The organism is Acidisoma sp. 7E03, assembly GCF_054665075.1.
In genome coordinates this window covers 248,865-261,811 of the sequence record NZ_BAAFHE010000007.1, presented here as the reverse complement: position 1 = coordinate 261,811, position 12,947 = coordinate 248,865, and the positions used below count along the sequence as shown (strand labels likewise).

Genomic DNA, 12,947 nt, shown 5'->3' with positions numbered 1-12,947 from the left:
CCCCGGCGGGGCACGACGAGGACAGGCTCACAGCGCCGTATAGCCACCGTCGACGAAGAGATCCTGGCCGGTGATCATGTCGGAGGCCGGAGCGCAGAGGAACAGGATCACCTCGCAGACCTCATGCGTCTCCGCCACGCGCCCCGCCGGGATCTTGGCGACCATGGGGCCGAGCTTCGCCGGATCACCCCAAACCTGCTGGCCCATCGGCGTCATCGTCACCGTCGGGCAGACGGTGTTGCACTGGATGTTGTGCGCCGCCCATTCCGCCGTCATCACCTTCGTCAAGCCATTGAGCCCGTTCTTCGAGGCGGCATAGGCGCCGTGCTCGATCAGGGCCACGCTGCTCGTCTGGCTGCTGACATTGACGATCTTGCCCGCCTTCTGGGCGATCATCGCCGGCACCAGCGTACGGGCAATCAGCCAGGGTGCACGCAGGTTGACCGCCTGGATCAGATCCCATTCCTCGACCGTCTGATCGACGAGCGACTTGGGGACGCTGATGCCGGCATTGTTCACCAGGATGTCGATCGTCCCCCAGGCGGCAAGCGCCTCACGCGCCGCCCGCTCGGGTTCCGTCGGGCTCGCAAGGTCGGCAGGGATGACGAGGCAGCGGCGGCCGCGGGCTTCCACCGCCGCCTTCACCTCGGCCAGCCCCGCGGCATCCCGCGCGACCGCGACGATATCGGCCCCGGCCTCCGCCAGGATGGCGCACAGCTCGGTGCCGATGCCCTTGGAGGCGCCGGTGATCAGCGCCTTCTTACCCGCGAGGGAAAACCGTTCGGCGACACTCATGGCGCGCCCCCTCAGAAGACGATCTGCGTCTTCACGACGTCGGGCGAGCCCTGCGCCGCGAATTCGAAGGCCTCGATCGACTGCTCGAAGGGGAAGGTGCGCGAAATGAGCGGCTTCACGTCGACCTTGCCCGAAGCCAGCAGTGCGATGGTGTTCGGGTAGAGGTTGGCATAGCGGAAGACCGTTTCGATGCGGGCTTCCTTGATCTGCGCCGCCACCACGTCGAGCGCCACTTCGGCCGGCGGCATGCCGACCAGCACCACGCAGCCACCCGGGCAGAGAAGGTCGAACATGCCCTTGAAGGCATGCGGGCTGCCGGAGGCCTCGAAAACGACGTTGGCGCCCCAGCCGTCGGTCAGCGCCTTCACCCGCTCCACCGCCTTCTCTTCGGCGACGTTCACCGGAATGATGTTCTCGTAGGAGCCGGCGATCGCCAGCTTCTCCTTCTGAACGTCGGTGATGATGACCTTGGAGACGCCGGCGGCGAGGGCAGAGAGCGCCACCATCATGCCGATCGTGCCGGCCCCCAGCACCACGGCCACCTGGCCGGGCAGGATATGCGCCTTGGACACGGCCTGCATGCCAACCGCCAGCGGCTCCACGAAGGCGCCTTCCTGGAAGCTCACTCCCTCGGGCAGCTTGAAGGTGAGATTGGCGGGGTGGACGATCTCGGGCACCAGGCAGCCATGCACCGGCGGGGTCGCCCAGAAGCGCACGGCAGGATCGAGATTGTAGAGGCCGAGCTGCGAGGCCCGCGAGGACCAGTCCGGAATGCCCGGCTCCATCGCCACGCGGTCGCCGACCTTCAGATTGGTGACGCCTTCGCCGACCTCGATGACCTCGCCCGAACCTTCGTGGCCGAGGATCATCGGTTCCTTCACCCAGAAGGGGCCGATATGGCCATGCAAGTAGAAATGCAGATCGCTGCCGCAGATGCCGACGGCCTTCATGGCGATCTTCACATCGCCTGGGCCGGTCTTGGTCGGCACGTCGATCTCACGGAGCGCCAGGCGGCGCACCTCTTCCATAACCACGGCTCTCATATCGTTTCTCCCAAGAGGCGCTGCGGTCCCCGACAGCCTTCGCCGGCCGCTCTTTCCCCACTGATTATGACTCTGAGCACGTCTTTGCGCAAAAATGAACCCGGCCAGGACGAAAGTCCTGACCGGGCTCTTTTGCGCAGCGCGACGATCGGTCGGAGATCAGCCGGCGGATTTGTCCGGCGTGATCGCGACGAAGATGGGCTGGCCCTGGCGCAGGATGCGAAGGGCCACGGCGCCGCCGCCGTCATGCAGGGCGCTGCGGATAGCGCTCGCCGCTTGGTTGGGGGAGCCCACGGCCGCGCTGTTCACGCCCAGCACCACGTCACCCTGCTGGATGCCCGCCTGATCGGCCGGGGAATTGGGCCGCACCTGCGCGACCACCGCGCCATCCGTCCCGTCCGGCACGCCGAGCTGACCGCGCAGATTGGGCGTCAACGGCGCGAGAGCGAGACCCACACCACCCTGGCTCGTGCTGTCGGAGGAGCCGGCCTTGCTCGCGATCTTGCTCTTCAGCTGCGCGATCTGGACATCCACGGTCTGGGTCTTGCCATTCCGCACAATGTCGAGATTCGCCTTGTCGCCCGGGGCGATGGCGGCGATCGTCACGGCCAGATCGCGCGGCGTGTGGATCACCGTGCCGTTGACCTGGGTGATGACGTCACCCGGCTGCAGGCCGGCTTTATCGGCCGGGCTCTTCGGCTCCACCTGGGCGATCAGCGCCCCGTTCAGCGCGCCCTGGCCGTTGCCCGGCAGGTGCAGCGCCTGGGCCATGCCCTGGTCGATCGTCTGCGCTTCGACGCCCAGGAAGCCGCGCGTCACGTGACCGTCCTTGAGGATCTGGGCGACGACCGGCTTGATGGTATCGGCCGGGATGGCGAAGCCGATGCCGATGCTGCCGCCGGAGGGCGAGAGGATGGCGGTGTTCATACCGATCACCTCACCCTGCTGGTCGAAGAGCGGACCGCCGGAGTTGCCCTTGTTGATGGGGGCGTCGATCTGCAGGAAGCTGTCATAGGGGCCGTCGCCGATGTCACGGCCTTCTGCCGAGACGATGCCCGCGGTCACCGTGCCGCCAAGGCCGAAGGGATTGCCCATGGCCACCACCCACTGGCCGGTCTGGACCTTGGAAGAGTTGCCGAGGTCGAGATAGGGCAGCGGATGCTTGGCATCGACCTTGAGCACGGCGATGTCGGTGGAGGGGTCACGCCCGATCAGCTTGGCCGGCAGGCGCGTGCCATCGGACAGCGTGACGGTGATGGTCTTGGCACCCTGCACCACGTGGTTGTTGGTGACGATCGTGCCATTGGCATTGATGATGAAGCCCGAACCCGCCGCCTCGATCATCTGCGGATGCATGGGTGCCATCTGCATGCCGGGGGCACCGGGCATCATGTTGAAGGGGAAGGGCAACGGGAAGGGCATGCCGTTCGGGCCGGAACCACCCTGGCTCTGGTCACCGGGACCCTGATCGCCCTGGTCACCCTGGTCCGGACTGTCGGAGGCCGCCTGGCTCGGGTTGAGATCGGCGAGGATGGTGACGACCGCGGGCTTCACCCGAGCCGCGAGTTCCGTGAAGTCGGGCAGCACCTGCGCCGTCACGCCCGGGGGCAGCCGGCTCACGTCCCCGCTCACCGCGCCGGCCGCCGCCGTCGCATCGGCGAAGCTCGGCGAGGTCAGGGCATAGCCGCCGAGGGCGCTGCCCGCCAGAAGGGTCACGGCGAGGGCCGACCTCAGGCGAAAACGACGGGTCATCATATGGGTAACTCCTATGTTCCAAACGCGTGCGGGCCACTGGGACGGCGGCCGTTGCCGTCCTGATGCCCGCTAGATAGGCGCTGCCGCCGTTCCGTCTGCATGCGAGATCGTGAACACACCGTCACGTGGACATTTCGTCACCGTGCCGTTCACCAGCGGTATGCAGGCGGGGACTTGACAGGGCGGGCCGCAAAATGTGTGTAGCGTCTCTCGCCGAGCCTGCAGGGGTGTAGCTCAATTGGCTAGAGCGCCGGTCTCCAAAACCGGAGGTTGGGGGTTCGAGACCCTCCACCCCTGCCAGTCGGTATTTTGCACCGGCCGGACGTTGACCCTCCGGCCGGCGCCGCTGTTTCAGGAATAGGTGCGCGTTGAAGACGATTTCCCGGCAGGCAGTGTGGCCGTGAGCTTCGATCCCCTGGGCTTCCTCCGTGACGTGCGGAGCGAGGCGTCGAAGGTAACCTGGCCCTCCCGCAAGGAGACGCTGATCACCACGGCGATGGTGATCGGTATGGCTGTCATTGCGTCCTTCTTCTTCTTCGCCGCCGACCAGCTCATTGGCCTCGGTGTGCGCACCCTGTTCAGCAGCGGCTCCTGAGGAGGGCTGGTCATGGCTAAGCGTTGGTACGTCGTTCACGTCTATTCTGGCTTCGAGAAGAAGATCGCCCAGCAGATTCGCGAACAGGCGGCGCAGAAGGGTCTTGCCGATCATTTCGACGAAATCCTCGTCCCCTCGGAAGAGGTGGTCGAAGTGCGGCGCGGGCAGAAGGTCAATTCCGAGCGGAAGTTCTTCCCCGGTTATGTGCTGGTGAAGATGGAGCTGACGGACGAGGCTTGGCATCTGGTCAAGGACACGCCGAAGGTCACCGGCTTCCTGGGTAGCCGCAACAAGCCGAGCCCGATCACCGAGTCGGAAGCCGAGCGCATCATGAAGCAGACCCAGGAAGGCGTGGAAAGACCGCGTCCCTCCGTGGTCTACGAAGTGGGCGAGCAGGTCCGCGTGGCCGACGGCCCCTTCACCAGCTTCAACGGCACGGTGGAAGAGGTGGACGAGGAGAAGGGCCGCGTGAAGGTCTCCGTCTCCATCTTTGGACGCTCCACCCCGGTCGACCTCGAATACAGCCAGGTCGAGAAGGTCTGAGACGGCGGGGCTTGGCGGCCCCCCGCTTTCCGGCTTTTCTGCTGGGTGCCTCGGAAACTCCGCGGCGCGTCCAGAATAGAGAGGCCCTGCAATGCCCCGCTTCGCCGCCAATCTCAGCATGATGTTCACGGAGTGGTCCTTCCTGGACCGCTTCGCCGCCGCGGCGGATGCCGGCTTCACGGCCGTCGAATACCTCTTTCCCTATGAGCATGCGCCGGAGGCGGTGGGCCAGGCACTGACGCGTGCCGGCTTGACCCAGGCGCTGTTCAACCTGCCGCCGGGCGATTGGGCCGCGGGTGAACGCGGCATGGCGGCCTTTCCTGCGCGCGCCGAAGAACTCGCGGCCGCGGTCGAGACCGCCTTGCCCTATGCCGCGGCCACCGGCTGCCGCACGCTCCATCTCATGGCAGGAATCGCCGACCGGACCGACCCCGCGGCTCAGGCCGCCTATCGCGCGGCCGTCCTCCGCACCGCCGAACGGCTGCACCGCGCCGGCATCACCCTGGTGCTGGAACCCATCAACGGCCGCGACATGCCAGGCTACTTCCTCAACGACTTCGGCTATGCCGCTGCCCTGATTCGCGACCTCGCCCTGCCCAACCTCGCCCTGCAGTTCGACCTCTATCACCGCCAGATCATGCATGGCGACGTAGTGATGGGCCTGCGGGAGATGATGCCGATCATCGGCCACGTGCAGATCGCCGGCGTGCCCGAGCGGCACGAGCCCGACGCGAGCGAACTCGCCTTCGGGGTGGTGACGGAGGAGCTGGACCGGTTGGGCTACCAGGGCTTCATCGGCTGCGAATACCGCCCTCGCGCCGGGACGCTCGCGGGGCTCGGCTGGTTCCAGCCCTACCGCGCACCAGCGAGATAGCGGCCGAGCCCGTCCGCCAGATCATCGAAGAGAAGCCGCAGGCGGCGGAGCCGGCGGCGGTCTTCGTGCATCGCGATCCACACCGGCACCTCGGCCACCGTCAGCTCCGACAGAACCGCGAGCAGCGCCGGGTCGGCCTCGGCCACGCCCTGCTGGCAGGCGCCGATCCCGAGGCCGGCGCGCAGGGCGCTCAGAAGTGCCACGTCGCTGGGTGACGTGAAGCCGAAGCGCAGCCGCAGCCCGGCCAGAGCCGGAACCCGCTCCCCGTATTCGGGCCGCCCGATCAGCGCATGGTCCTGCAACTCGGCGAGGGTCTGGGGCAGGCCATGCCGCGCCGCATAGTCCCTGTGCGCGTAGAGGCGGACGGGCGCCGCCCCGATGCGGCGCACGCGTAGCGCCTCCTGCACCGGCGCCACGTTGCGCACCGCGAGATCCACCTCCCCCCGCAGCAGGTCGAGATTGCGGTCGCTCATGACGAGATCGATGTCGATCGCCGGGTGGCGAGCGCGGAATTGGGCCAGCAGCGGCGGCAGCACCGCAGTGCCCATGAACTCGCTCGTCGTCAGCCGGATGAGGCCGGCCGCAGCCTCCGCTTCGCCCGAGGCGATGCGGCTGAGAAGATCCGCTGAATCCGCCATGCTTTCGGCCTGGGGTTTCAGGGAGAGGGCGAGCACCGTCGGCCGCAGTCCGTCATTGGAGCGGGTGAAGAGCACGGCGCCCAGCGCCTCTTCTAGCAGGGCGACGTGCCGCCCGAGCGTCGGCTGGGTTAGGCCAAGGTCGCGCGCCGCCCCCGACAGGCTGCCGTGGCGCAGCACTGCCAAGAAGGAGCGCCACAGCGTCCAATCAGGATTGGCCATAGATATTTCTATAGCGACTAGATGAGTTTCGGCAATTTTCCTTGGACTGCCGGCCGCCCATCCTCCCGTCACCGAAACACGGAGATGATCGATGACGAAAACGGCTTTGATCACCGGCGCCACGGGCGGCGTCGGCAGCGCGGTGGCGGAAGCGCTGCTGCGCGATGGCTGGCAGGTGCGGGCCCTCACCCGCCGCAGGATGGAGAGCGGCGGGCCCATCACCTGGATCACCGGTGACGCCATGCGGGCGGAGGATGTCATCCGGGCGGCGGCGGGCGTGCAGGTGATCTTCCACGGTGCCAATCCACCCGGCTACCGCAACTGGCGCGGCCTCGCCATTCCCATGCTGACCAATGCCATCGCAGCCGCGAAGGCGAGTGGCGCGCGCCTGATCTACCCCGGCTCCGTCTATGTTTATGGTCCGGACGCCTGGCCGCGGACCACCGAGGGCGCGCCGCAGCACCCGCGAACGCGCAAAGGCAAAATCCGCGTCGAGATGGAAGCGATGATGCAGGCGGAGGTTCCGCACGGCCTCCGCTTCCTCGTGCTCCGCGCAGGCGATTATTTCGGCCCTCAGGCACCGAGTTCCTGGCTCGCGGGGGTGATGGCTCCGGGGGGCAAGCCCGCCCGCGTCATCCGCACGCCGGAGCGCCCCGGCGTCCGCCATGCCTGGGCCTATCTGCCCGACCTGGCCGAGGCCATCGCCCAGCTGGCGGACCGCGAGGCGGATCTCGGCCAGGCCGAAACCTTCCATTTCGCAGGGCATGTCCTCGCCGGCCGCGGCATGGCAGAGGCCGTGGCGCGTGCCGCAGGTGGCAAGCGGTCCGTTCGCACCTTTCCCTGGCCGCTCGTCTATGCGGCGGCCCCCTTCGTGACCTTCCTGCGCGAGCTCATTGAGATGCGCTATCTCTGGCGGGAGGAGATCCTGCTCGACAACCGCAAGCTCGTCGCGCTGCTCGGCGGCGAACCGCAGACGCCGCTCGACGTCGCGGTCGGGCGCTGCCTCATCCGAACAGATGCCGGATGAAACGCGTAAAAAGCTCCTGCTGGCTCGAAATCTCCAGCTTGGCGTAAATGCTCTTGCGATGATTTTTCACCGTTCCCTCGGCGATGCCGAGGCTCGCGGCGATCGACAGGCTGGAATGGCCCCGCAGGATCATCTGCACCACGCGCTGCTCCTGACGGGAGAGCAGTTCGGGGGCGAAGCTTTCGAAAGCACGTTCCATCTCGGCTGCGCGGCCCGCCTCGGCGTTTGGACTGCCGCTCGCCCGCAGATCCTTCCAGTGCAGCTGAATGGCCTGCCGCACCACAGGTTCGACGTGGCGCAGCAGCCGCATCTCGGCCTCGCTGAAAGGCGGCCGGCCATGGCTTCGCATCAAGGAATAGGAGGCCATGAAGCCGGCGGCGAGCGGCACCATGACGCCGATCTCCTCGGCGAGCGACCCGCTCTCCAGCGAAATGCAGGGATGGACCTCGGGTGAATTGACGTATTCGCCTACGAAGAAGGCATCGGGCGCCAGTTCCCGCATGCGATAGAGCCCGGGCCGAACCCGCCGGATGCAGGCAGTGTAGAAGGGATCGAGCAGATAGGCCCCGGACAGGTAGCGGCCGAGCGCCTGGCCCGGCACATGGCCGTAGAAGCCGTCATGCAGATAGAGGGGCCGTGCGCCGTCCGGATAGGCGAAGATCACCGTCATGTCGAAGGAAACGAGCTGCGCCAAGCTACGGTCCAGCGCCCGCGGCAAGTCCTGCCCGCCGATGCCGGCCATGATCTCGGCCGTGTGCTGCGGCCAGGTGGCGAGTTGCGCCATCATCCCGGCCGCCTCGATGCCGGCCGCCTGACCGTGCTGCATCGCACCTTCGTAGCCCATCCTCCCTCCTCGGATCGTTGTCGAAGTCAGGAACGATGCAAGTTCTGCACCGGCAACGGAGTCTATCCCTTTAGGGATATTGCTCGGCTCCGCGGCGCGCCGCCAGCATTTGTTCTCGTTCTTCAAATGGCGGATGCAGGAGAATCTTCATGTCTTCGACGCGGCCACCCGTAGGCGACGCGCATTACACCGACGAGGATAAGCACCACGACGTCAAGATCCTGCACGGCATGGGCTATGCGCAGGAACTCGAACGGCGGATGAGCCGCTTCTCCAACTTCGCGATCAGCTTCTCCATCATCTGCATCCTCTCCGGCGGCATCAATTCGCTGGCCCAGGGCATCAGCGGCGTCGGCGGCGCCTCCATCGGCATCGGCTGGCCGCTCGGCTGCCTCATCTCCGGCGTCTTCGCGGTCGCCATGGCGCAGATCGCCTCCGCCTACCCCACGGCCGGCGGCCTCTATCACTGGGGGTCGATCCTCGGAAACCGAGGCTCGGGCTGGCTCACCGCCTGGCTGAACCTGATCGGCCTCGTCACCGTGCTCGGCGCCATCAACGTCGGCACCTGGGGCTTCTTCCTCGGCGCCTTCGGCCCGCTGCTGCACCTGTCCGGCACCTATACACAGCAGCTGATCTTCGTGATCCTGATCACCGCGGCCCAGGCCATCATCAACCACCGCGGCATCCGGCTCACCAGCCTGCTCACGGATTTCAGCGGCTATCTCATCCTCTTCGGCTCCATCGCGCTCGCCGTCGCCTGCTTCGCCTTCGCGCCGCATTGGGACGTCTCGCGCCTCTGGACCTTCCACAATTACAGCGGTGATGCCGGTGGTGGGGTCTGGCCGAAGGGCGAGACGCCGATGCTGTTTCTCCTCGGCCTCTTGCTGCCGATCTACACCATCACCGGCTATGACGCTTCCGCCCATACCGCCGAAGAAACCAAGCGTGCCGCCCACAGCGTGCCGCGCGCCATGGTGGGCGCCGTTATCTGGTCGGCGCTGATCGGCTGGCTCTTCCTCATCGCCATCGTCATCGCCATCCCCGACATGAACAAGGCGGCGGCGCAGGGCTGGAACGTCTTCTTCTGGATGATGGATCAGGTCATCCCAGCGCCGATCAAGATCCTGCTCTACCTCGTCATCCTCGCGGCCCAGTTCCTCTGCGGCCTGGCCACCGTCACCTCCGCCTCGCGCATGATCTTCGCCTTCTCGCGCGATGGCGGGCTGCCCGGCTCCACCTTCCTCAAGCGCGTCAGCCCCAAATTCCGCACGCCGGTCGCCGCCATCTGGACGGCCTCCGTCCTCGCCGTCGCCTTCACCGCCTATACCTCTCTCTACACCACCATCGTTTCCGTCACCGTCATCTTCCTCTTCCTCTGCTTCACCGTGCCCATCACCCTCGGGCTGATCGGCTACGGCACGAAGTGGCGCGAGATGGGCCCCTGGGACATCGGCCACTGGTACCGGCTCTTCGCCGTGCTCTCCATCGTCAGCATGGTGCTGATCTTCTTCATCGGCGTGCAGCCGCCCAACCAGAACGCCCTGTGGATCACCCTCGCCTTCCTGGTGCTGACGGCCGTGGTCTGGTTCGGCCTGGAGCGCCGCCGCTTCAAGGGGCCGCCGATCGGCGAGGAAATTGCCCGCCGCCGGGCCGAAATCGCCGCGGCCGAAGCCGCTATCGGCGAGACTGGGGACTGAGGAGGCGCGTCATGGGTCAGGGCAAGCTTGCAGGGCGCAGCGCCCTCATTTCGGGCGGCGCGGGAGGATGCGGGGCGGAAGCTGCACGCCTCTTCGCGGCCGAGGGCGCGCGCGTCACCATCGTCGACCGGCAGGCCGAAGCGGGAGAAGCGTTGGCCGCGGAACTGCGCGCTGCCGGGCACGAGGCGCTCTTCGCCCGAGCGGACGTCTCGCAGAAGCCTGAGGTGGAGGCGGCAGTCGCCGCCGCCACCGCGGGCTTCGGCGCGCCCACCGTCCTCTTCAACCATGCGGGCTCCATCGTCGTGAAACCCTTCCTGGAAACGACGATGGAGGAGTACGACTGGCTGATGGATGTGAACGTCCGCTCCATGTTCCTCATGACGCAGGTGGTGCTGCCCGGCATGCTCGCCGCGGGCGGTGGCGCCATCGTCAACACCTCCTCCATCTCCGCCGTCGCCGCGACACCGATGGAAGTGCTCTACGGCCTGACCAAGGGCGCGGTGCACATGTTCTCCCGCGCCATCGCGGTGGAGTTCCGCGACCGCGGCATCCGCTGCAATGCCGTCTGCCCGGGCTTCATCCGCACCGCCCACGGGATGCGCGAGGTGGACGCACTCACGCGCTATGGCATCGACGTCTCGGAAGCCGCACTTGCCGCCCAGCAGGGCCGCATGTGCGAACCCATCGAGGTCGCCCGCGCCGCACTCTTCCTGGCGAGTGAGGATGCGAGTTTCATCAACGGCACGCATCTCTTCGTCGACAACTGCTTCACCGCCGTCTGAGGAGAACCGGCCTCATGGAACTGGAAAAAGGCGGGCTTTGGCGCAACTGGGTGGGCAACCAGTATTGCGTGCCGGCGCATAAGGGCGCACCGGCGACCGAAGCGGCGCTGCAGGATTTCGTGCGCGAGGCGCACAAGCGCGACCTCAAGCTGCGCGTCTCGGGCTCGGGCCATTCCTTCACGCCGGTGGTCGGCACGAATGGGCTGCTGCTCTCGCTCGAGAATCTGCGCGGCGTGCTCGAGGTCGATCCCGCCCGGAACCGTATCACGGTGGCGGGCGGCACGCGCATCAACGAGATCGGCCGGACCCTGAAGGCCGAGGGCCTGTCGCTGATCAACCAGGGCGACATCGATAGCCAGGCCGTGGCCGGGGCGCTCACCACCGGAACGCACGGCACCGGCATCACTCTGGGCAATCTCGCCTCCGCCATCACCGGCTTTCGCATCGTCAAAGCCGATGGCGAGGTGCTGGAGATCCGCGAAGACGAGACAGAGCTGCTGAACGCCGCGCGCGTCTCGGTCGGCAGCCTCGGCGTCATCTCCGCGATGACGCTGAAGGTCATGCCGGCCTACAATCTGCACGAGCGGCTGTGGCGCGACGATTTCGAGACCTGCATGGAGCGGCATGACGAGTTGGCCGCGCAGCACCGCCATTTCGGCTTCTTCTGGTGCCCGGTGCCGGAAAGCCGGCACCTGTATTGCCTGGCCGATACCACGGCAGCCCCGCTGACCACCACCACCAAGACCGCCGACGTCTGCGAGATGAAGGTGATGGACATCACCGACGCGCCGCCGATGAAAAGCGCGTTCGAGACGATCGCCTATAGTTCAGACGTCTATCCCATCGAATACGTGCCGAACTTCGTGGAGCTCGAATATGCCGTGCCGCTGGAGCACGGCAAGGCGGCCGTCCGCGCGGTGCGGGAGCTGATGCTGACCAAGCACACCAATTGCATCTATCCCATCGAATACCGCTTCACGGCCGGGGATGACGGCTGGATCAGCCCCTTCTACCGGCAGGACAGCATCACCCTCTCCGTCTCCGGCGGCCCCGGAATCGACTACTGGGCCTTCCTGCGCGACACCGACCAGATCCTGCGTGGCTTCCGGTCGCGCCCGCATTGGGGGAAGATGCATTTCCTCGATCGGGACGACGTGACGGACCTCTATCCGCGGGCGGGGGATTTCCGCGCGCTGCGTCGCAGCCTGGACCCCGAGGGCCGCTTCCTGAACGACCACCTGGCCGCCCTGCTCGGCTGACCCAACGGCGGCGCGCGTGACAGGCGCCGCCGCCCCGTGCTTTCTCCGCCTCTCTGGCAGCGAGCTGACGAGATGGCCGGCGATCCTCCCTCCCCCTGTCCCGATTTCGATTCCCGGTTCCGCGAGCAGCTGCAGGCGCTCTTCCGCTGGCGGCGGGACGTGCGGCATTTCCGCGCCGATCCCGTGGACCCGGCGCTGCTCGATCGTCTGCTGGACACCGCCTGCCTCGCCCCGTCGGTCGGCCTCTCCGAGCCGTGGCGCTTCGTGACGGTGGCGGATGCGGCGCGAAGGGCCGCGATCCGCGCCAATTTCGCGCGCAGCAATGCCGAAGCTCTGGCCTCTCAGGCAGATGCGCAGGCCGCCGCCTATGCCCGGTTGAAGCTCGCAGGGCTGGATCAGGCGCCCTGCCACTTCGCCGTCTTCTCCGAGCCGGAGCCGGAGCAGGGTCGCGGCCTCGGCCGAAGGACCATGCCGGAGACGACGGCCTATTCCGCCGTCATGGCGGTCTACACGCTGTGGCTCGCAGCGCGGGCCGAAGGTCTCGGACTCGGCTGGGTTTCCATCCTGGACCCGCGCGACATCGCCACGGTGTTGGACGTGCCGCAGCACTGGACCTTCATCGGGTATTTCTGCCTCGGCTATCCCGCCGAAACGCATGAGACGCCGGAACTCGAGCGCGCTGGCTGGGAACGGCGGCGACATAAGAATTCGGTACGTCTCGCACGTTAGCGCACCACGACGCGGTAACGTTGTATATAAAGAATATTTAGTTTCCTGGTTCCGTCGCGCGAAAATCCGCCGCTCAGTCAGTTCCGCATACCGCAAGCGGCTTTTCATTGCGAAATAGCGACGTTAGGCTGACCGTCTCAGCGCTCC

13 protein-coding genes and 1 tRNA gene are annotated in these 12,947 nt (G+C 66.7%); 9 read left to right on the top strand and 5 right to left on the bottom strand.

Annotated elements, in window-relative coordinates:
• Positions 1-27 precede the first annotated feature (27 nt).
• The 3 genes from ACYQ6W_RS13255 to ACYQ6W_RS13245 all read right to left on the bottom strand — a co-directional run bounded on the left by ACYQ6W_RS13255 (position 28) and on the right by ACYQ6W_RS13245 (position 3,590).
• The gene (locus tag ACYQ6W_RS13255) at positions 28-795 is read right to left on the bottom strand and encodes an SDR family NAD(P)-dependent oxidoreductase (RefSeq protein ID WP_459675861.1); all 768 of its coding nucleotides are present in this window, start codon (positions 793-795) and stop codon (positions 28-30) included.
• 11 nt (positions 796-806) lie between these two features.
• Positions 807-1,838: an NAD(P)-dependent alcohol dehydrogenase gene (locus ACYQ6W_RS13250; protein WP_459675859.1), complete on the bottom strand. Its 1,032-nt coding sequence runs from the start codon at positions 1,836-1,838 to the stop codon at positions 807-809.
• Positions 1,839-1,997: 159 nt separating this feature from the next.
• Positions 1,998-3,590, bottom strand: coding sequence for a Do family serine endopeptidase (locus ACYQ6W_RS13245; protein ID WP_459675857.1), 1,593 nt, complete (start codon positions 3,588-3,590; stop codon positions 1,998-2,000).
• A 226-nt stretch (positions 3,591-3,816) separates the two neighbouring features.
• On the opposite strand from ACYQ6W_RS13245, the gene ACYQ6W_RS13240 reads away from it, so the two are divergent.
• The 4 genes from ACYQ6W_RS13240 to otnI all read left to right on the top strand — a co-directional run bounded on the left by ACYQ6W_RS13240 (position 3,817) and on the right by otnI (position 5,605).
• Positions 3,817-3,893 (top strand) — tRNA-Trp (locus ACYQ6W_RS13240).
• Positions 3,894-3,993: 100 nt separating this feature from the next.
• Entirely contained in the window at positions 3,994-4,188 is a 195-nt protein-coding gene (secE, locus tag ACYQ6W_RS13235) for a preprotein translocase subunit SecE (RefSeq protein ID WP_459675854.1), read from the top strand.
• A gap of 12 nt (positions 4,189-4,200) precedes the next feature.
• On the top strand, positions 4,201-4,731 hold the full coding sequence (nusG, locus tag ACYQ6W_RS13230; RefSeq protein WP_459675853.1) for a transcription termination/antitermination protein NusG: 531 nt from the start codon (positions 4,201-4,203) through the stop codon (positions 4,729-4,731).
• 91 nt (positions 4,732-4,822) lie between these two features.
• Positions 4,823-5,605: a 2-oxo-tetronate isomerase gene (gene otnI / locus ACYQ6W_RS13225; RefSeq protein ID WP_459675851.1), complete on the top strand. Its 783-nt coding sequence runs from the start codon at positions 4,823-4,825 to the stop codon at positions 5,603-5,605.
• On the opposite strand, the gene ACYQ6W_RS13220 is transcribed toward otnI, so the two are convergent.
• Positions 5,584-6,462 (bottom strand): LysR family transcriptional regulator, encoded by an 879-nt coding sequence (locus tag ACYQ6W_RS13220; RefSeq protein WP_459675850.1) that lies wholly within the window; start codon positions 6,460-6,462, stop codon positions 5,584-5,586. The two genes, otnI and ACYQ6W_RS13220, sit on opposite strands and share 22 nt — an antisense overlap.
• A 91-nt stretch (positions 6,463-6,553) precedes the next feature.
• On the opposite strand from ACYQ6W_RS13220, the gene ACYQ6W_RS13215 reads away from it, so the two are divergent.
• Entirely contained in the window at positions 6,554-7,489 is a 936-nt protein-coding gene (locus tag ACYQ6W_RS13215; RefSeq protein ID WP_459675848.1) for an NAD-dependent epimerase/dehydratase family protein, read from the top strand.
• Here the strand turns inward: ACYQ6W_RS13215 and ACYQ6W_RS13210 are convergent.
• Positions 7,467-8,333: a helix-turn-helix transcriptional regulator gene (locus tag ACYQ6W_RS13210; RefSeq protein ID WP_459675846.1), complete on the bottom strand. Its 867-nt coding sequence runs from the start codon at positions 8,331-8,333 to the stop codon at positions 7,467-7,469. The two genes, ACYQ6W_RS13215 and ACYQ6W_RS13210, sit on opposite strands and share 23 nt — an antisense overlap.
• A gap of 149 nt (positions 8,334-8,482) precedes the next feature.
• Here ACYQ6W_RS13210 and ACYQ6W_RS13205 point away from each other — a divergent pair, with 149 nt between their 5' ends.
• The 4 genes from ACYQ6W_RS13205 (at position 8,483) to bluB (ending at position 12,800) form a co-directional block, all read left to right on the top strand.
• The gene (locus ACYQ6W_RS13205) at positions 8,483-10,030 is read left to right on the top strand and encodes an amino acid permease (RefSeq protein ID WP_459675845.1); all 1,548 of its coding nucleotides are present in this window, start codon (positions 8,483-8,485) and stop codon (positions 10,028-10,030) included.
• 11 nt (positions 10,031-10,041) lie between these two features.
• Positions 10,042-10,812 carry an SDR family NAD(P)-dependent oxidoreductase gene (locus ACYQ6W_RS13200; protein WP_459675844.1) on the top strand — a complete coding sequence of 257 codons (771 nt, stop codon included), beginning with the start codon at positions 10,042-10,044 and terminating at the stop codon, positions 10,810-10,812.
• Positions 10,813-10,826: 14 nt separating this feature from the next.
• Positions 10,827-12,071 (top strand): D-arabinono-1,4-lactone oxidase, encoded by a 1,245-nt coding sequence (locus ACYQ6W_RS13195; protein ID WP_459675843.1) that lies wholly within the window; start codon positions 10,827-10,829, stop codon positions 12,069-12,071.
• Between the two features lie 72 nt (positions 12,072-12,143).
• Positions 12,144-12,800, top strand: coding sequence for a 5,6-dimethylbenzimidazole synthase (bluB, locus tag ACYQ6W_RS13190; RefSeq protein WP_459675841.1), 657 nt, complete (start codon positions 12,144-12,146; stop codon positions 12,798-12,800).
• Positions 12,801-12,947: the final 147 nt, after the last annotated feature.

Excerpts from the sequence above, each read along its gene's own strand:
- ACYQ6W_RS13255 (WP_459675861.1), bottom strand. The coding sequence starts at position 795 with ATGAGTGTCGCCGAACGGTTTTCCCTCGCGGGTAAGAAGGCGCTGATC.
- ACYQ6W_RS13250 (WP_459675859.1), bottom strand. The coding sequence starts at position 1,838 with ATGAGAGCCGTGGTTATGGAAGAGGTGCGCCGCCTGGCGCTCCGTGAG.
- ACYQ6W_RS13245 (WP_459675857.1), bottom strand. The coding sequence starts at position 3,590 with ATGACCCGTCGTTTTCGCCTGAGGTCGGCCCTCGCCGTGACCCTTCTG.
- nusG (WP_459675853.1), top strand. The coding sequence starts at position 4,201 with ATGGCTAAGCGTTGGTACGTCGTTCACGTCTATTCTGGCTTCGAGAAG.
- otnI (WP_459675851.1), top strand. The coding sequence starts at position 4,823 with ATGCCCCGCTTCGCCGCCAATCTCAGCATGATGTTCACGGAGTGGTCC.
- ACYQ6W_RS13220 (WP_459675850.1), bottom strand. The coding sequence starts at position 6,462 with ATGGCCAATCCTGATTGGACGCTGTGGCGCTCCTTCTTGGCAGTGCTG.
- ACYQ6W_RS13215 (WP_459675848.1), top strand. The coding sequence starts at position 6,554 with ATGACGAAAACGGCTTTGATCACCGGCGCCACGGGCGGCGTCGGCAGC.
- ACYQ6W_RS13210 (WP_459675846.1), bottom strand. The coding sequence starts at position 8,333 with ATGGGCTACGAAGGTGCGATGCAGCACGGTCAGGCGGCCGGCATCGAG.
- ACYQ6W_RS13205 (WP_459675845.1), top strand. The coding sequence starts at position 8,483 with ATGTCTTCGACGCGGCCACCCGTAGGCGACGCGCATTACACCGACGAG.
- ACYQ6W_RS13200 (WP_459675844.1), top strand. The coding sequence starts at position 10,042 with ATGGGTCAGGGCAAGCTTGCAGGGCGCAGCGCCCTCATTTCGGGCGGC.
- ACYQ6W_RS13195 (WP_459675843.1), top strand. The coding sequence starts at position 10,827 with ATGGAACTGGAAAAAGGCGGGCTTTGGCGCAACTGGGTGGGCAACCAG.
- bluB (WP_459675841.1), top strand. The coding sequence starts at position 12,144 with ATGGCCGGCGATCCTCCCTCCCCCTGTCCCGATTTCGATTCCCGGTTC.